Here is a 17,192-nt window from a genome sequence, read left to right as displayed (position 1 = left end):
CCAACTGGATGAGCGGACATCAATTAGGTCTTCGCAAAGAGTTGAGATCCGAGGCCGACTGCGATCGCACCCGCATCGAGATAACTCTGAACGGCATCAGGATGAATGCCGCCGCAGGCAAACAGCTTGGGATGATTGAGCGGTTGTTGCAGCGATCGTACGTAGGCAGGACCACCAGCACTACTAGCTGGAAAAAGTTTTACGACAGCCGCACCTGCCGCATGAGCCGTCATAATTTCTGTCGGTGTTAACGCACCAGGCAGAAAGGGAAGATCCCGGGCTTGAGCCCGTTCCAGTAGCGGCAGGGACAGGATCGGGCTGACGCCAAACTGCGCTCCGGCAGCGATCGCTTCTTCCAAATCCGTCAGGCTCAGCAGACTCCCTGCGCCCCAGCAACAATCAGGATATTTGTCCCGCAACTGAGACAGTAATTCTGCTGGGCGATCGCTGGTCCAAGTCACTTCTAACCAACGTAATCCTCGGGCGATCGCCGTTTCCGCCATCGCGAAACCCTGAGTTAAATCAGGCGATCGTAAGACAGCAACGATCCGCGCTTGTTGGAGATCCGCAACCCAATCCGGCGTCATGGGCGATCGCGGCTACTCACCTTTGACGATCGCTCCAAAATCAGCCAGCACACGGGCCTGATTGCGCAACAGTCCCAACAAGTTGAGGCGATTTTGCTGAATGGCCGGATCAGGATCCATGACCAGCACGCTGGTGTCGCCATCAAAGAAGGATTGCACCGCAGGCGCTGCCGTCAGCAAACCCTCCACCAAAGGTTCATAGGCTTGGCTAGCTTGAGCCGCAGTCGCTAAAGGTTGCAGCGTCGTCAGAGCCGACAGGAAGGCTGCCTCACTCGGCTGCTGGAATAGATCGGCGTTGACTAAGCCCGTGGGATCTAAGGTCGCTGTATCAAGATCGCCTTTGCTAGCTAAGCGAGTGGCGCGGTTGACCGTTTCATACAGTGCAACCAAACGACCGTCCTGCCGCAGGGTTTGCAGTAGTTTGGCCCGATTCAGGGCATCCAAAGGATCTGCGATCGCTCGGAGGAGATAGTTAGCATCTCCGTCGCCTAGCACTGCGTTGACGAGGTCGTAATCAATGCCCTGCTCATCTTGGAGCAAGGTGCGCAGCCGCTGACCAAAGAAGTCGGTCAACTGTTGAATCAAGGTTTCAGCATTGCCCGCCAGTTTCGGGAAAGCATGGTGGAAGTCCGCAGCGATGCCTTGGATCAAGGCCGTCAGGTCAAGGCGCAGTTGCCCATCCCAGAGGATATTGAGGACGCCATTGGCGGCACGACGCAGGGCAAAAGGATCGGAAGATCCACTGGGCAGCAGTCCCAGACCGAAGATGCAGACCAAGGTGTCGAGGCGATCGGCCAAGGCAACCATGCGGCCAGTCAGGGTTTGGGGCAGTTGATCACCCGCGCCCTTGGGCAGATAGTGCTCGCGAATCGCCGTAGCAACCGCATCCGGCTCCTGACTAACGCGGGCGTATTTTTCGCCCATCACGCCCTGCAGTTCCGGAAATTCGTAGACCATTTGGCTGACGAGGTCGGCTTTGCAGAGCTGAGCAGCCCGCGAAACCAACAGGCGATCGCTGGAGTGGATGCTGAGTTGATCGCAGAGTCGGTGGGCGATCGCCCCAATGCGATCGACTTTGCTGCGCACCGAACCCAACTGCTCTTGGAAGGTCACCGCTTCTAGTTGACTGAGGAAACTTTCGAGCGGCTGCTTGCTATCGGTGCGATAGAAGTACTCCCCATCTGCTAACCGCGCCCGAATTACGCGGGCATTGCCAGCAGCAATCGTCTCACTGGCCGCCGGATCGCCATTGGAAATCGTGACGAAACAGGGCAACAGCTCCGATCGCGCATCGATGGCCGCCGGATCGCGCTGCGCTGTGGCTTGGTAAATCGGGAAATAGCGCTGGTGACTGGTCATCACCATCGTTGAAACTTCGGCTGGCAGGCTGAGGAAACGCTCTTCAAACTGACCCAAGACGGCGGTTGGCCACTCGGTCAGATGCACCACTTCTGCTAGCAAGTCTTCTGGCAGTTCAGCTTGACCGCCGACTTTAGAGGCGATCGCCGCCGTTTGAGCTTCAATCTTGGCTTGACGCTGAGCCGGATCAACGAGGACGCTGGCTGCTTCGAGCGTCGCCAGATAATCACTGGCTTGGGCGATCGCCACAGGTTCTGGATGTAAAACCCGATGCCCCCGCGAGAGGCGATCGCTCTGCACGGTGCTGCCGCCGCTGGTCAGTTCCAAGGGCAGGACTTGGTCATCAATCAGCGCAACTAACCAGCGAATCGGCCGTGAAAAGCGTAGATCACCATCGCCCCAGCGCATAAAGCGCTTGCCTTCGAGGTCTTGAGTCCAACTGGGAACGAGCGATTGCAGGACGTCCGCCAGCGGTTGCCCCACTTCCCGCTTTTGGACAAAGACAAAAGCCCCTTTGTCTGTCTCCCGCACCGTGAAGTCACTGACTTCAACCCCTTGCTTACGGGCAAACCCGATCGCGGCGGGGGTTGGTTCGCCATCTTTAAAGGCAGCGCTGGCCGGTGGCCCTTTCACTTCTTCTTCGCGATCGGGCTGGCGATCGGGCAGGCCCTCGATCAGCACGGCCAAGCGGCGCGGCGTTCCGTAGACTGAAATCTGGGTGGTCGTCAGCTGGGCCTCTGCCAAGCGAGTCGGCAGCCAGTTCTGCCATTGCGCGATCGCAGCGGCTACAAAAGAAGCAGGGAGTTCTTCGGTTCCGACTTCTAGTAGAAAGGCCGGCATAGAGCAGCAATAGCGCGAACAGACAACCTCATCAGTCTACCGCGCACCCTTTCCCCCACCTCTGACTCCATTTCCTAAAGACTTTTGGGCGATCGCGGGGTGTGGATCCATCGAAAAGTGTTACAATAAACACCGAAATCCACAGAGACTTACCGGTCTTGGATTTGTCTCACTGCCAAGCCATTGTCTGGGGCAGTGCTTTTCTTTTCTGGACAGAGAACAATGTCGCCGACTGCTGCACCCCAAAAGCTTTCTAAAGTTGAAGACCTCAAGGCACGCAGTCAGTACCTGCTGGAGCCGATTCTAAGCCAGCTCCAGGAAGAGTCGACTCACTTTAATGAAGACGGGATCCAGATCCTTAAATTCCACGGTTCCTATCAGCAAGACAACCGCGACAACCGCGTCAAGGGGCAGGAAAAAGACTTTCAGTTCATGCTGCGCCTGCGCAGTCCCGGCGGCTACATTCCGCCACAGCTCTATCTCACCCTTGATCAACTGGCCGATGACTATGGCAACGGCACCCTGCGAGCAACGACGCGCCAAGCCTTTCAGTTGCACGGTATTCTCAAGCGCGACCTGAAAACGGTGATCCGTCGGATTGTCGAAAACCTGGGCTCGACGATCTCCGCTTGCGGCGATGTCAATCGCAACGTCATGGCACCGCCAGCACCCTTCCGCGATCGCCCGGAATATGAGTGGGCGCGCACCTACGCTAACAACATTGCTGACTTGCTGACGCCGGAGTCTGGCGCCTATTACGAACTCTGGCTGGATGGTGAAAAAGTCCTGAGTGGTGAACCGGATCCAGCGGTACTAGCAGCCCGCCGCAATCCTAAAGGCCGTGTAGCCGATTCTGTCGAACCGCTCTACAGCGATCGCTATCTGCCGCGCAAATTCAAGATTGCGGTCACGGTTCCCGGCGACAACTCAATTGACCTGTTCACCCAGGACATTGGCTTAGTCGTGATTGGCAATGATCGCGGCGAACTAGAGGGTTTCAACGTCTACGTCGGTGGCGGCATGGGTCGCACCCACAACAAAGAGGAAACCTTTGCGCGGCTAGCGGATCCCCTCGGCTTTGTGCCTGCAGCTGATATCTATGCTGCTGTGCAGGCGATCGTGGCGACCCAGCGGGACTACGGCGATCGCAGCAACCGTCGCCATGCCCGCATGAAGTACCTGATCCACGATTGGGGCATCGCCAAATTTAAAGAAGCTGTCGAATCCGTTTTCGGTAAAGCGATCGCCCCTGTGCGCGAACTGCCGCCCTTCCGCTATCGCGACTATCTCGGCTGGCATGAGCAGGGCGATGGCAAGTGGTTCTTGGGTCTACCGATCACCAGTGGCCGGATTAAAGATGACGGTAATTGGCAACTGCGATCGGCTTTGCGGGAGATCGTCAGCCGTTGGCAACTACCGCTGTTGCTGACCGGCAGCCAAGACGTCTTGATCTACGATGTTCAGCCTGGCGATCGCGCTGCGATTGATAAACTCCTCCGCGATCGCGGAGTTCATACGGTTGAGGCGATCGACTCCCTGCAGCGCTACGCGATGGCCTGCCCTGCCTTGCCAACCTGCGGTCTGGCGATTACGGAATCGGAGCGAGCCTTGCCGGGACTATTGGTGCGGATCCGTCGCCTCCTGGAAGAGCAAGGGTTGCCCGATGAGCATTTCGTGGTGCGGATGACTGGTTGTCCCAATGGTTGTGCTCGTCCCTACATGGCGGAACTGGCCTTTGTGGGTAGTGCACCGAATACCTACCAGCTCTGGCTAGGGGGGTCGCCAGATCAAACCCGCTTGGCTCGACCCTTCATCGATCGCTTAGCGGATGGCGATGTAGAAACCCAACTACGACCGCTGTTTGTCTTCTTCAAACAGAGTCGGCAAGCGGGCGAAAGTTTTGGTGATTTCTGCGATCGCGTCGGCTTCGACGCCCTGCGTCAGTTTAGTGAAAGCTACCAGCACGAAGCAGCCAAACCCCGCTATCGGGTAGGTCTACGGGCGGATGTGCACGGTCGTCTGAAAGCCGAAGCCGACAAACGTGGCGTCTCGCTGACTGACCTGGCCTGTGAGGCGATCGCCGCCTACCTGCGCTAAGTGCGGCTCAACCGCCGCTGGCGCTATGGCCTAGGGCTGTCGACTCTGTTCATCGTTCTTGGTGTACAGGGTTGGCAACAATGGCAGCAACGTCGCTGGGCAGACACTCTGGGGATTACCGCCGCACCTTTGCCGAGCGATCGCCTAGTGACGTTGGCCGACTGGCAGCGCCGCCTTGATCCCTTGCGGTTGACGCCGCGCCAGCAGCAACAATTGGAGCCTTTGCTGATCAGCTTGCAGCGGCTGCGGGTCTCAGTGGAACTCGAAGCCGACCCCCACGATCGCTATGCTGGGCTGTGGTTACCAAGTCAGCGGCAGATTCGCCTCAATCCTCGCTTGCTGCGATCGCCTTCCGCTTTACTGCAAAGCCTCAGTCACGAGAGTGTTCATGTAGCTCAAAGCTGTCGGTCTAATCTGTTGTGGGGCTACAGTCCAGTGCCACTGGGGCTAGCGACCGATCCCCAAGTACGGCGACGGGTTGACCAAAGCCCGCTCTACCAAAACTATCCGGGCGATCGGCGTGTGGAATATGAAGCCCACACCTACGCCCAGCAGCCTGAGCAAGTGGTGCAAATCCTAAAAACGGCCTGTACTGAATCCTGAGATTTCAATTGCAAAAAAATTAGCCAAGCCTTTGGTGAGCCTCAACAATGTAGCTTTAGCCATTGCAGAGCTGCAGCTAGAGTCGTGACTTGTTCGACCTGAGGCTGTGGCGGGCGTTCGATCATCACAATCGGTAGGCCCAACTCGCGTGCCGCTTTAAGTTTCGCTGCGATCGCAGTACCGCCACTATTCTTACTAACGATCGCATCAATCTGAAATCGGATCAGCAGTGATCGCTCATGTTCGACGGAGAATGGCCCTCTTTCTAACAGAATTTCACCAAGTGGTAACGGAGCATCCTCAGCGGGTGGATCGATCATGCGCATCAAGAACCAGCGATCGCGTAGGTGGGCAAAAGCAGCGAGTTCTTGTCGACCAATGGTCAGAAAAATGCGATCGCCCAAGTCTGCTAATTGCTTAGCCGCCGTCGCTAAATCGGGAACGGAGATCCAGCGATCGCCAGCCTGAGGAGTCCAAGCCGGTCGTTGCAAACTCAAGATCGGCAGGCCTGCAATGTGCGCCGCCTCAGCCGCATTCTGAGAAATTTGAGCGGCAAAAGGATGAGTGGCATCAATCAGCAGATCAATGCCTTCCGTCTTGAGATAGTCCACTAGCCCTGCCACGCCACCAAAGCCGCCAACCCGCACGGATCCAGCTGGTAACACGGGCTGCTGGGTTCGTCCTGCTAAAGAAGTTTGCACTTCAAGCTGCGACCAGTTTTGGAGAGCAGCAGCTAACCGAGTCGCCTCAGTCGTGCCGCCAAGAATCAGAAGACGGGGCATGAGCTTCAGCGATCGAGACGGTTGGCGATACCCTTGCAGCCGCCGGGAATCGTCGATCGCGATCGCGATCCGCACCAGGAGCAGCAGTAGTAGCGAGCTTCGGGCGACAGGGATTGGATCTGCGAGAAGTCCACATCCTCAACGATCGCGCCGGTTCCAATCCCCGTCTCATAGTCCGGCGTCAGATTGGCTTGAGCAGGGGTTGCGGTCTCCCAATGTCCATAGAACCAGCGGGTTTGCGCCACGGTTGCTTCGCGTAGGCGGCTACCACTGAGATTGCAGCCCGCTAAGTTGGCTTGGCTGAGATCGGCATCTTGCAGATCACTCTCCTGCAGATCGGCGCGGTTGAAATCGACGCTACGGAGGTCAGTCGCCTGCAAATCCATCCCGGCCAACATGCTCAGCAGTTGAATCACGGGAATCCCTTCCAGTCGATCTTCAGCGTAGCCACCACTGCCATCGAGGATGGCGCGCCCGAGGCGATGATCCCGTTTCAGCGGCGTCAACAGGCGAGCATGGGAGAGAAAGCGCAGAATTTTGGCTTTGCCTTGACCGTCGATACTGCTGAGGACAGCAGCTGTCCGACCTTCTGCCAGCATTCGTTCCAGCGGCCAGTCTTCGAGCAGTCCTTCTTCATCGCTAATCAGATCTGAGATGCCCTGAATGAAGCTATCGATGGTCTGCGCTTGGGTAATTTGGTTTTGCTGAGTGGTTAACCGCTTATCGATCGCATATTGTCGCCAGGCAATGACCAGGGCGACTAGCGCCAACAGAATTTGGCCAAAGGCTCCGATCACGCCTTCCCCGATCGCGCCAATCGCATCCCAATCGCCACTGCTGTAGATCGTGATGAAGGGTCGCCAGAGATCGAAGACGATGCTGAAGCCCACGACAGCCAGCAATAGCCCCAACAGTGCCAAGGTTTCACGGGTTTCGGTTTGCTCAAAGCGGTAGCGCCAGCGCTGCCAGAGGGGCGGCAAGAGTTGCAGGGCCGCGATCGCCAGGGTTCCTAGCGAAGCGATCGCCAATAGCCAACGCCAACCCGTTAGCAAGCTGAGCAAAATTAGCCCTGATCCCACCAGCAGCGGCCAGAGGGGCATCGACTCCGACAGCTGCATGAGAGTCCAGTCCACTGATGACCGCGATCGCGGCGCATCTTCAGGAAGTAGCGTCATGGCAGGCTCAAGCGGATTGGAAGTAGAAAGCAGCACCCAGAATCAGGTAGGCCGCCAATAGGAGACAACCTTCCAGCCAGTCCGATCGCCCGTCAATGCTGATCAAGTTACTGACCGCGACGGCGACCACGACTGCCACCAGTTCAAATAGGTTGAAACTGAGATCCAGCGGATGGCCGAACAAGGGGCCGATCAGCACCAACAGTGGTGCCACGAACAAAGCGACCAACAGGGTTGAACCGAGGGCCACGGAAACTGACAGATCCATATTGTCTTTGCGCGCCACGCTGACGGCAGTGACGTATTCTGCCGCACCACCGAGTAGAGGCAGCAAGATCACGCCAGTAAACAATGGTGACAGGCCGACTTTTTCGGTCACAGACTCGACTACACCGACAAAAATTTCTGACTCGTAGGCAACTGCGAGGGTTGCAGCTGCCAGCACACCCACCCAAAGCAGCAGGTTAGGGCGATCGCCACTGTGCTCATGTTCAGTCACGCCCACATCGTAGAGACTGCGGTGGGTTTTGAGTGAGAACAGCAGCGTTAGACCATAGACCGCCAGCAGAATCCAAGCGACAAACTGCGAAAAGCCCAGTTCCGAGGGCGGCGTTTCCCCACCGGTTGCGATCGCCAGCGTCGGCAAGAGAATGGCAAGAACTGCCAAAGTCATAGCCGAACCGTTGACCCGCGCTACCACTGGCTTGAAGGTTTGTTCTTGGCGACCAATACCGCCCACCAGCATCGACAGGCCCATCGCCAGTAGCAGGTTACTGATGATCGTGCCGGTGATACTGGCTTTGACGATATCGACGAGGCCCGCCCGCAGTGCCACGACGGCGATGATCAGCTCCGTGGCATTGCCGAATACAGCATTAAGCAGTGCGCCAATCGAAGGACCCACCACCACCGCGATTTCTTCGGTGGCCGTACTCAGCCAAATCGCAAGTGGCACGATCGCCAGCGCCGAGGTCACAAAAATTGCGCCTTCCCCCCAGTGCAGCCATTCCGCCGCGATCGAGATCGGCACAAACACGAGTAAACCAAATGAGATCAGCGACTTAATTGACATGGAGCAAGCCAAGTAGCTGCGCCTTATTCTGACGGTAGAAGTCGCTTCTGCGAAGAGGACTAGCGCTGGCTACCAGTCTTAATCTCACTTTCTTGTGAGCGTGGTGGTGTGATTCCCCGTTGCTGAAGTTGGCGATCGAGATTGTGCAGCAATTCCAGATCGGCTTCAGGGAACGGCTGAGTGCGATCGCGGAGGAAGGCAAAGGCTTGGCGCACTGCATCGGGACCAGCCGCGATCGGTGCTTCAAAATGGCAGGGCACAATCTGCTCAAACGGCCATTGGCAAATGTGATCGACCCACGCCAAGGTTGCTTTTGGGGCTTGCGAAAGAATCAGCTCTTGCGAAATGGGAGCCACAAAAGGCGTTCCAGCGGCAGGCAGCTTCTGAAAAGATTGCTGCCAGTCGGCTTTCCAGTGGAAGGGATAGAGTCCCCAGTAAGCCCGACGCGAGCGCTCAGGTGCTTGTCCTGCCTCTTTGACACTCTGCCAAAGCGAGGTGACTTCGAGGGCACTCGGGCGGAAGTAGAGACTAAATAGAACGGTGCGTTGCCAACCCTGACGGCGTAACGCTGGCGTATCTTTCCAAGTTTGATCGACGCGATCGCGGCTGTGGAACAGCAAGGGCCAGGGATCGATCTGGGCGATCGCCGGTGGCTCCGGTTGAATCGCGATCAGTGTGTCGGTGAGCAGCAAGCTGCGGCTAGGGCGGTGAAAGAGCGCGATTTCTTCAAAGGGGCCAGGGCCGAGATCGATTGGACCGAGTCGCGCCCACTCAAACTCCTCAACCAGTTCTCCCTGCGCATCAGCAAGGAAGCGGGTGCGATCGCGGGGAATGCCCAACCAGTGCAACGGCAAGCGCAGCGGAAAGCTCCATTGATCCGGAGCTACCCAAATCGTAGCGCTGGGGAAAGCGCGGGCAAATGGCCCGACAAACACCTTATGTTCGAGTCCTGAACTGGTGGGTAAGACAATGTGCTGCACTGCGCCGTAGCGATTTTCCAAGGCTTGGAGCTGGCGTCGGCATTCGCGGGTGGGGGCGATTGGTGCATAGACCAGCAGGCCACCCCGTTGAAGTCGCACCACCGTCATCCGAATCGGCACCGCGACGTAGAGCACTCCTTGCAGTTGCTCAAACACCCACAGCTGACTTGGCAGAATTTCCCGACAGAGGGTCTGGCGCCGCCCGTAGGGATAGAGTGGCAGCAGAGGCCAAAGCGGCCAGTTCTGGTCAGCAGTGTGCGAAGTGATCATCCCAGCGTTTGATGGTGCCCGATCGATTGTAGAAGTAGCGACAGATGCACCCAAGCGACACGACAAAATGGAAGCTAATCTCTGTCGCGGGTTTGAAGGTCTGTCCTGTGAAACCACGGCACCAGCCGCCTCGCTACTTACGCCCTAGGGCTCGCATTCACTTTTGTCTGACGCGATTGCTGTGGAGCAGCGGCTTTGCTTTTGGCCTTTGGGGGGCGATCGCCCTGCCCAGTCGTCCGGCTGAAACCTTGCGGGTCTCTTGGGCGGATACCAATCTTGATCTGCCCGTCTCAGTTCTCGAAAACTTCCAGAGAACTGGCCGCTTCGATCGCGGCTTTGGCTTTTTGAATGTGCTGGTTCCAGAAGCGACGTTGAAGGAGGCTCGCACTGCCCTGAGCGCAAGACTGCCGCTATCGCCAGAGGTGTTGCGGCCGGTGTTGACTAACACCGACACCCTCGAAATCTTTTTGCAGCAGATTGGCAGCTTGATTCGGCCCCAGCCCGGTGAGTCGGGTGCAGCGGCTCTGCGTCAGGCGCTGCTGACGGCTAGCGAACAGCCGCAGGGACTGACTTTGATTGGACTGATCAAGGCCTTTCCTGGACCGCTCATGCAGCTGGACTTGGATACTGGCCTCAAGCTGTTTCAGCGGATTCGGGCCTTAGAGGCGGAAACGGGTGCAATGCTGCGAGCGATCGCAGCCCAAATGCAAGAGCAACCCTCCCTGCCCAGCCGTAACTTCCGGCCTGCCCAGCGCGGCCCCTACACGGTACGGCAGCAAAACTGGGACTGGGTCGACAGCGATCGCACGCGTCGGGTACCTACCACGATCTACTGGCCCGATCGCCAAGGGCTATCCCTGCCAGTGGTCATCATCTCCCATGGTTTGGGGGAAGATCGTGGCAACTTTGCCTACCTAGCCCAGTTTTTGGCCAGTCATGGGTTTGTTGTTGTCCTGCCGGAACATGTCGGCAGTTCCTCGCGCCAGTTTGCCTCGGCAGCGGCAGGTTTTGCCAACCCCCCTGGCCCCCAAGAGGCGATCGATCGACCCCAAGATATCCGCTTTGTGCTCGATCGCTTGATGCTGGAACCCCAGTGGCGCTTTCGTGTCAATACCCGACGGGTGGCGGTGCTGGGGCATTCCTACGGCGGTTTTACAGCCTTGATGCTGGCAGGAGCAGTGATTGAACCCGAGAAGATTCGTGCGGCTTGCAGCTCAGTCGAACGGTTGATGCTTGTGCCTTCCGCATCGTTGCAGTGCAGTCTGGGGCGCTTACCCCGCGATCGCTACGACCTGCGCGATCCGCGCGTGGTTGCTGTGTTGCCGATTAGCCCCTTTGCCAGCAAGGTGTTTGAGCCAGCTGCTCTCAACCAAGTGCAGACCCCCACCTTGCTCTGGAGTGGCAGTGCCGATTTGATCGTGCCGACTTTGGCCGAGGCCATTCAACCCTTTCAACGGCTGGGCAGCCCCAACAAGCATCTGGTCGTTGCGGTGAATGCCACCCACTTTTCGGTGCTAGGTGAGAGTCAAGGGCCTGCGACTCGCCTACCACCTGCATTGCTGGGACCCTCGCCAGAGTTGGGGCGACGAGCCTTGCAACAGGTCAGTCTCTCCTTTTTGCAGACCTACCTGCTGGGCCAAAGCCAAGCCCGAGTTGGTTTGACTGCAGCGGCGGCGGAACAGCTGTCGAATCCGGTAATGCCCCTGCTGTTTAGTGAGCAGCTGCCGCCAGCGATCGCCCGCCAGAACTGAGCTGAGCCAAACTCGCGACATCTTCAGGGCTGAGTTGCCAACCGAGGGCACCAGCATTGTCTTGGGCCTGTGCTGGCGATTTTGCGCCGGGAATGGGGATGACGTTGCCTTGGGCAATCAACCAGTTCAAGGCGACTTGAGGAATGGTGCGATCGTAGCGATCGCCCAGTGCTGCTAGCTGATCCAGCAGTGGTTGCAGTTTTTCCAGCGCCTGCGAGCGGAACTGCGGGTTGATCTTGCGGGCACCAGTGGGGCGCGAGTCCGCATCTGGCCGATATTTGCCCGTCAGCAAGCCTTGGGCCAGCGGACAGTAGGCCAAAATCGTGACGCCGAGTTCCCGGGCAGCGGCGAGGCTACCGTTGGTTTCGATACGACGCTCCAACAGCGAGTATTGAACTTGGTTGACGGCGAGGGGAACGCCCTGCTCAGCCAGGAGCGCATGGGCCTGCCGCAGTTGTCGGGCGTTGTAGTTGCTGACACCGATCGCTTGAATCTGACCGCGTTTATAAGCCGCTGCTAGGGTTTTCAGGATCTTGGTTTGTCCGAGCAAAAAAGCGGGCGGCCAGTGAACTTGATAGAGTTCGATGCTCTGGCGCTGCAGCCGTTCCAGACTCTGATCCAGCGCCTTTTGTACGGCTTTGCTGCCGAATCGCCAAGGGATTGGGAAGTACTTGGTAGCGATCTGGGCAGGCTGATCACCTTGCTGGAGGCAGCGCCCTAGAATCCGCTCGGATTCGCCTAAGCCATAGATTTCAGCAGTGTCGAAAAAACTGACGCCAGCGGCGATCGCAGTGGCAAAGGTCGTCTGCAATTGCGCTTCGTCGTAGTCTTGGCCGTAAGTCCAGTAGAGACTGTCGCCCCAAGCCCAAGTGCCAATGCCGAGAGCAGAAACGGTGGGTCCGTTGGGACCGAGTTGACAGGTCGTGGCGATCGTCATAGCGCTGCTGAGAATCTGCCTTTCAAGATAGACGGCATGGATGGCAGGCTGTCTGTTGCCTCGGACGCAGTGACAGGGAAAGGCGATCGCGGCTTTACGATCAGAGATCGGTGTCGGTGCAGCAATGGTGAGCGATCGCGGGGTAGCGAAATGGGCGTTCGTGGAGGAGGCATTCCAGAAGCGCGGGCCATCGAATCGACGATCGCTACGTGAGTTTTCGCCAGAGGCAGGGCCGTATCTGCGGCAGGGCGATCGCCCCTTGCTGGATTTCAGCAGCAATGACTATTTGGGTTTGGCGCAGGATCCGCGCTTGATTGCAGCGGCGACGGCAGCGATGCGGCGCTACGGCACAGGTGCGATGGCCTCGCGCTTGGTCTGCGGTAGTTTTCCGCTACATCAGCAACTGGAAGAAGCGCTGGCAGCCTTCAGTCAGCGGGAAGCGGCGCTACTGTTTAGCTCTGGCTATCAGGCGAACGCAACGCTGCTGCCGACTTTATTCGATCGCCAATCGCTGGTCTTGGTCGATCGCTTAGCGCACAACAGCTTGCTGTTTGGGGTTCAAGCCAGCAAAGCCCAATGGCGGCGCTATCGCCACAACGACTTCGACCATTTGGAACAGTTATTGCAGCAGGCACCGGCAGGCGTTCGGCTCGGGATCGTCAGCGAAACGGTGTTCAGCATGGATGGCGATCGCACGGATGTTGATCGCTTGGCGGATTTGGCCGATCGCTATGGTGCCATTCTCTACTTGGATGATGCCCATGCGCTGGGTGTGTTGGGAACAGAAGGCAGTGGTCTAGCGTTGCGGCATCCGCGAGTGGATGTGGCGGTTGGCACCTTTGGCAAAGCCTGTGGATCGGCAGGAGCTTTTGTGGTGGCTTCGCGATCGCTCTGTGATTACTGGATCAACACCTGTCCGGGGCTGATTTATACGACGGCGATCGCCCCGCCGGTCGTGGCTGCAGCTTTGGCTGCCGTGCAGTTATTACCGGAACTAGAACCAGAACGGCAGCATCTGCAGGCGATCGCAGCGGAATTGCGGCAGAGTTGTCGCGATCGCGGCTGGGATTGTGGCCCCTCAGAAACGCAGATTGTGCCGCTGCTGGTGGGGGAGTCTGAGCAAGCTTTGGCTTTGGCGCAGCGACTGGAGGCAGCAGGAATTTTAGCGATAGCGATCCGGCCGCCGACGGTACCCGAGGGGACGGCGCGATTGCGGCTGGTCTTGCGCAGCGATCATCAACCGCAACACCTGCACCAGCTTGTAACAGTGCTGAGTGAGGGCTGGGTATGAGTCGTTGGTCGGTGCTGGCTTTTCATGGCTGGGGCTGGTCTGCGGCAAGCTGGCAGCCTTGGCAGGACTGGTTTCGGGCGCAGGGCGCAGACTTTTGGGCCGGCGATCGCGGCTATTGGGGGTCGCCCCAGTTGGATTGGCCAGCGTTAGGCGATCGCCTCTGGTTGCTGACCCATTCTTGGGGATTGCATTGGCTACCAGCAGACTTGGTGGCGCGAGCAGATTGTCTGATTTGTTGGGGCGGTTTCACGGCTTATCATCCGGAGCTAGAACCGGCGAAAACCCAGTCTCAGCAGGCGTTAGGGCAATTACGAGACGCGATCGCATCTGATCCACTCGCTGGTTTGCAGGGTTTCTATCGCCAGTGCTATCGACCGCAAACTGCGCCGGAATTACCGGCGATCGCCCCCGATCGCGATCGCTTGTTGGCAGATTTGGAACAGCTCGATCGCAGTCAGCTTGCCATTGAACCTTTGCTGCGGATTCCTCAGCGGCTGGTGCTGCACGGCGAGAGCGATCGCATTGTGCCGATTGAACGGGCGCAGACTCTCATTGACCAGTTGCAGCCGACAGCGTGGAAATTTTGGCCACGCCAAGGTCACGCCCTGCCAGTCACCGCGATCGCCGATTGTCAGGCTTGGCTCCAAGAGGTATTGGCGGCATGAGTGCGCTAACCCCCGCCAAAATTGGTCAGCAGTTTGGCGCTGCTGCCAGAACCTATGAATCGGTGGCGATCGCCCAGAAAGTCGCTGTCGATCGCTTGAGTACCGCTTTTAGAGCTATTGACTTGCCAGCGGGACCGATCCTTGAAATCGGCTGTGGCACAGGCTTACTCAGTCGAAAACTGCACCAGACTTGGCCCGATCGCTCCCTGATTTGCTCTGATCTTTCACCGGCGATGCTGGCTGCCTGTGAGCAGAATTTACCGCGATCGCCTCAGCTCCAGTTTCAGGTTTTGGATGGAGCGACCGTCCGCCCAGAACCCGCCTATGCCGCGATCGCCAGTAGTTTTGCCCTGCAATGGCTGCCAGATCCGCTAGCGAGTTTGCAGCGCTGGCAAGCGGCTTTAGTTCCGGGCGGCTGGCTCTTACTAGCAGTGCCGACAGCAGGCAGTTTTCAGGTCTGGCGACAGCTCTGTGAGCAGTTGCAGATTCCCTTTACGGGACATCCACTGCCGGAGGCAGCTGAGATTCAGGCCGTCTTGTCGCGATCGGGACAACTCCAGCAGGGATCTTGCGATCGCCTGACGTTACCGATCACCAACGCCCGCCACTTTTTCCGGCAACTCAAAGACCTCGGAGCGACGGCAACAGCGGCCGATCCTCTGCCACCCCAGCAATTTCGGCGCTTACTCCAAGCTTGGGATCAGCGATCGCAACCGATTGAGCAAGAATTTTGGTGGGGGCTGTGGCAAAAATCGCCTGTACCTGCAGCGATCGCGCCGGTGAGCTGCCCTGATCCCCGTTGTTCTCTGCTGACTTAACCTGCATGCCTCAGTTCGCATTTCCCGATCGCTTTTTCGTGACTGGCACCGATACGGATGTCGGCAAAACCGTGGTTTCGGCTTTGCTGGCAGCGGGTTTGGGCGCAAGCTACTGGAAGCCGGTGCAGTGTGGGCTGGAAGGCTTGGGTGGCGATCGCGATCGCGTGGCAGCTTGGGCAGGGCTAACGCCCGACCGCGTCATTCCCGAGCGCTACCGACTCGAAGCCCCACTGTCGCCCCATTTGGCATCGCGCTTGGAGCAGGTGCAGATTAACCTCCAGGATTTTCAACTGCCGGAAGTCTCGGGATCGCTGATTGTCGAAGGGGCGGGCGGTTTACTGGTGCCCTTGAATGAGCAGGACTTGATTCTCGATTTAATTCGCCAGTTGCAGTTGCCGGTTGTTTTGGTGGCGCGGAGCAAGTTGGGGACGATCAATCACACTCTGCTATCAATCGCGGCGCTGCGGGCAGCTGAGGTGCCGATTCTGGGCGTGATCGTCAATGGCCCACGCAATCCTGAGAACTGCGCTGCGATCGCTCACTATGGCCAAGTGCCGATTTTGGCGGAGCTAGAACCGTTACCCGCACTAAATCCGCAAGTTTTGAAAGACACCTTCAACCAGCTTTTCCATGCCTAGCCATCCGCACCTTTGGTTCCCTTTTACATCAGTTAAAGATGCGCCGGATCCGCTCAAAGTAGTTTCGGGCAAAGGTGCGCGTTTGACATTAGCTGATGGGCGCGAGCTAATCGACTGCATTTCGAGTTGGTGGGTGAATCTGCACGGTCATGCTCACCTGCGGATTGTGGAAGCGATCGCCCAGCAAGCAGCGACGCTGGAGCATGTGATTTTTGCAGGCTTTAGCCATGAGCCAGCCGAACGTCTGGCGATGGAACTCTGCAAGATTCTGCCGGAGAAACTAACGCGAGTTTTCTTCTCGGACAATGGCTCGACGGCGGTGGAAGTGGCGCTGAAGATGGCGCTGCAGTATTGGCACAACTTGGATCAGCCGCGATCGCGCATTTTAGCGTTTGACGGGGCTTATCACGGCGACACCTTTGGGGCGATGTCGGTTGGGGAGCGATCGCTCTTTAATGCGCCGTTTGAAAAGCTGCTGTTCAGCGTCGAGTTTTTGCCCTATCCCGAGACTTGGTGGGGCGATGAAACCGTTGAGGCAAAAGAGGCAGCGGCGATCGCGGCAGTAGAGCAAGCACTAGCGGCGGGCGATGTAGCGGCGGTGATCATTGAGCCACTGGTGCAAGGTGCGGGTGGAATGCGGATGGCGCGTCCGCAGTTTTTGCAACAACTGGCGGCACGGGTGCAAGCGGCAGGGTCACTGCTGATTGCTGATGAAGTGATGACCGGCTTTGGCCGAACGGGGGCTTGGTTTGCGTGCCAACGAGCGGGCATTCAGCCGGATTTAATCTGCCTCTCGAAAGGGCTAACCGGGGGCTTTTTGCCGCTGTCGATTACGGTGGCAACGGAAGTGATTTACGACACGTTTTGCAGTGGCAATCCTGACCATACTTTCTATCATGGCCACAGTTATACAGCGAATCCTTTAGGTTGTGCAGCCGCGATCGCCAGCTTGGAATTACTGCTAGATTCTGAGGCGATCGTGCAAGGACTAGAAGATGCTCATCTACCCGGCTTAGAGCTATTAGCTCAGCATCCAAAAGTGACTAGGCCACGGCTGACTGGCGGTATTGCCGCTTGTGATTTAGTCAGCGATCGCGGGGGCTATCTCGACCCGATTGGCTTGCGCGTTCGTCAAGCTGCGATCGCCCGTGGATTGCTCCTGCGTCCACTCGGCAATGTTCTCTATCTGCTCCCGCCGTACTGTCTAACACCAACTGAGTTGCAGGATATTTATGCTGCGATCGCCGATCTTTTAGATGAAATTTAAAAACTGAAATAGCTATCCTACTGCCATTCATCCTCATCAAACTGAGTGCTAGTAGGTTCA

The 17,192-nt window shown here is 57.7% G+C and carries 15 protein-coding genes; 8 read left to right on the top strand and 7 right to left on the bottom strand.

Going from position 1 to position 17,192, the window contains the following annotated elements:
* Window positions 1-23: 23 nt before the first annotated feature.
* Together SYC_RS07855 and glyS are read right to left on the bottom strand one after the other, a co-directional pair.
* On the bottom strand, window positions 24-587 hold the full coding sequence (locus SYC_RS07855; protein WP_011243790.1) for a bifunctional 4-hydroxy-2-oxoglutarate aldolase/2-dehydro-3-deoxy-phosphogluconate aldolase: 564 nt from the start codon (window positions 585-587) through the stop codon (window positions 24-26).
* A 12-nt stretch (window positions 588-599) separates the two neighbouring features.
* The gene (glyS, locus tag SYC_RS07850; RefSeq protein WP_011243789.1) at window positions 600-2,786 is read right to left on the bottom strand and encodes a glycine--tRNA ligase subunit beta; all 2,187 of its coding nucleotides are present in this window, start codon (window positions 2,784-2,786) and stop codon (window positions 600-602) included.
* A gap of 222 nt (window positions 2,787-3,008) precedes the next feature.
* Between glyS and sir the strand changes: the two genes are divergently transcribed.
* Window positions 3,009-4,883, top strand: coding sequence for a sulfite reductase, ferredoxin dependent (gene sir / locus SYC_RS07845; RefSeq protein ID WP_011377403.1), 1,875 nt, complete (start codon window positions 3,009-3,011; stop codon window positions 4,881-4,883).
* Window positions 4,884-5,486, top strand: a complete 603-nt coding sequence (locus SYC_RS07840) for a hypothetical protein (protein ID WP_011243787.1) — start codon at window positions 4,884-4,886, stop codon at window positions 5,484-5,486. It abuts the gene before it with no gap.
* A gap of 41 nt (window positions 5,487-5,527) precedes the next feature.
* Here the strand turns inward: SYC_RS07840 and SYC_RS07835 are convergent, their stop codons facing one another.
* The 4 genes from SYC_RS07835 to SYC_RS07820 are packed head-to-tail and all read right to left on the bottom strand — an operon-like array spanning window position 5,528 to window position 9,765.
* Complete coding sequence (locus SYC_RS07835; RefSeq protein ID WP_011243786.1) at window positions 5,528-6,268, bottom strand: cobalt-precorrin-6A reductase; 741 nt, start codon at window positions 6,266-6,268, stop codon at window positions 5,528-5,530.
* A gap of 5 nt (window positions 6,269-6,273) precedes the next feature.
* On the bottom strand, window positions 6,274-7,443 hold the full coding sequence (locus SYC_RS07830) for a pentapeptide repeat-containing protein (RefSeq protein ID WP_011377404.1): 1,170 nt from the start codon (window positions 7,441-7,443) through the stop codon (window positions 6,274-6,276).
* A 7-nt stretch (window positions 7,444-7,450) separates the two neighbouring features.
* Window positions 7,451-8,515 carry a calcium/proton exchanger gene (cax, locus tag SYC_RS07825; RefSeq protein ID WP_011243784.1) on the bottom strand — a complete coding sequence of 355 codons (1,065 nt, stop codon included), beginning with the start codon at window positions 8,513-8,515 and terminating at the stop codon, window positions 7,451-7,453.
* 59 nt (window positions 8,516-8,574) lie between these two features.
* On the bottom strand, window positions 8,575-9,765 hold the full coding sequence (locus SYC_RS07820) for a DUF4336 domain-containing protein (RefSeq protein WP_011243783.1): 1,191 nt from the start codon (window positions 9,763-9,765) through the stop codon (window positions 8,575-8,577).
* Window positions 9,766-9,872: 107 nt separating this feature from the next.
* Between SYC_RS07820 and SYC_RS07815 the strand changes: the two genes are divergently transcribed.
* On the top strand, window positions 9,873-11,516 hold the full coding sequence (locus SYC_RS07815) for an alpha/beta hydrolase (RefSeq protein ID WP_161565872.1): 1,644 nt from the start codon (window positions 9,873-9,875) through the stop codon (window positions 11,514-11,516).
* Here the strand turns inward: SYC_RS07815 and SYC_RS07810 are convergent.
* Window positions 11,476-12,453, bottom strand: a complete 978-nt coding sequence (locus tag SYC_RS07810; RefSeq protein ID WP_011243781.1) for an aldo/keto reductase — start codon at window positions 12,451-12,453, stop codon at window positions 11,476-11,478. The two genes, SYC_RS07815 and SYC_RS07810, sit on opposite strands and share 41 nt — an antisense overlap.
* Before the next feature lie 124 nt (window positions 12,454-12,577).
* On the opposite strand from SYC_RS07810, the gene SYC_RS07805 reads away from it, so the two are divergent.
* From SYC_RS07805 to bioA, 5 genes are read left to right on the top strand one after another with little or no spacing between them, the layout of a single operon-like run.
* Entirely contained in the window at window positions 12,578-13,744 is a 1,167-nt protein-coding gene (locus SYC_RS07805) for an aminotransferase class I/II-fold pyridoxal phosphate-dependent enzyme (RefSeq protein WP_011243780.1), read from the top strand.
* On the top strand, window positions 13,741-14,409 hold the full coding sequence (locus SYC_RS07800) for an alpha/beta hydrolase (RefSeq protein WP_011377407.1): 669 nt from the start codon (window positions 13,741-13,743) through the stop codon (window positions 14,407-14,409). Before SYC_RS07805 ends, SYC_RS07800 begins: the two co-directional genes overlap by 4 nt.
* Entirely contained in the window at window positions 14,406-15,227 is an 822-nt protein-coding gene (locus tag SYC_RS07795; RefSeq protein WP_011243778.1) for a methyltransferase domain-containing protein, read from the top strand. Before SYC_RS07800 ends, SYC_RS07795 begins: the two co-directional genes overlap by 4 nt.
* Before the next feature lie 5 nt (window positions 15,228-15,232).
* Window positions 15,233-15,865 (top strand): dethiobiotin synthase, encoded by a 633-nt coding sequence (bioD, locus tag SYC_RS07790; protein ID WP_011243777.1) that lies wholly within the window; start codon window positions 15,233-15,235, stop codon window positions 15,863-15,865.
* Entirely contained in the window at window positions 15,858-17,132 is a 1,275-nt protein-coding gene (gene bioA / locus SYC_RS07785; protein WP_011243776.1) for an adenosylmethionine--8-amino-7-oxononanoate transaminase, read from the top strand. Before bioD ends, bioA begins: the two co-directional genes overlap by 8 nt.
* Window positions 17,133-17,192 lie beyond the last annotated feature (60 nt).

Source organism: Synechococcus elongatus PCC 6301 (genome assembly GCF_000010065.1).
Taxonomy (GTDB): domain Bacteria; phylum Cyanobacteriota; class Cyanobacteriia; order Synechococcales; family Synechococcaceae; genus Synechococcus; species Synechococcus elongatus.
This window is presented reverse-complemented; position numbering and strand designations above follow the sequence as displayed.

Coding starts and splice junctions, on each gene's coding strand:
- SYC_RS07855 (WP_011243790.1), bottom strand. CDS start 587: ATGACGCCGGATTGGGTTGCGGATCTCCAACAAGCGCGGATCGTTGCT.
- glyS (WP_011243789.1), bottom strand. CDS start 2,786: ATGCCGGCCTTTCTACTAGAAGTCGGAACCGAAGAACTCCCTGCTTCT.
- sir (WP_011377403.1), top strand. CDS start 3,009: ATGTCGCCGACTGCTGCACCCCAAAAGCTTTCTAAAGTTGAAGACCTC.
- SYC_RS07835 (WP_011243786.1), bottom strand. CDS start 6,268: ATGCCCCGTCTTCTGATTCTTGGCGGCACGACTGAGGCGACTCGGTTA.
- SYC_RS07830 (WP_011377404.1), bottom strand. CDS start 7,443: ATGACGCTACTTCCTGAAGATGCGCCGCGATCGCGGTCATCAGTGGAC.
- cax (WP_011243784.1), bottom strand. CDS start 8,515: ATGTCAATTAAGTCGCTGATCTCATTTGGTTTACTCGTGTTTGTGCCG.
- SYC_RS07820 (WP_011243783.1), bottom strand. CDS start 9,765: ATGATCACTTCGCACACTGCTGACCAGAACTGGCCGCTTTGGCCTCTG.
- SYC_RS07810 (WP_011243781.1), bottom strand. CDS start 12,453: ATGACGATCGCCACGACCTGTCAACTCGGTCCCAACGGACCCACCGTT.
- SYC_RS07805 (WP_011243780.1), top strand. CDS start 12,578: ATGGTGAGCGATCGCGGGGTAGCGAAATGGGCGTTCGTGGAGGAGGCA.
- SYC_RS07800 (WP_011377407.1), top strand. CDS start 13,741: ATGAGTCGTTGGTCGGTGCTGGCTTTTCATGGCTGGGGCTGGTCTGCG.
- SYC_RS07795 (WP_011243778.1), top strand. CDS start 14,406: ATGAGTGCGCTAACCCCCGCCAAAATTGGTCAGCAGTTTGGCGCTGCT.
- bioD (WP_011243777.1), top strand. CDS start 15,233: ATGCCTCAGTTCGCATTTCCCGATCGCTTTTTCGTGACTGGCACCGAT.
- bioA (WP_011243776.1), top strand. CDS start 15,858: ATGCCTAGCCATCCGCACCTTTGGTTCCCTTTTACATCAGTTAAAGAT.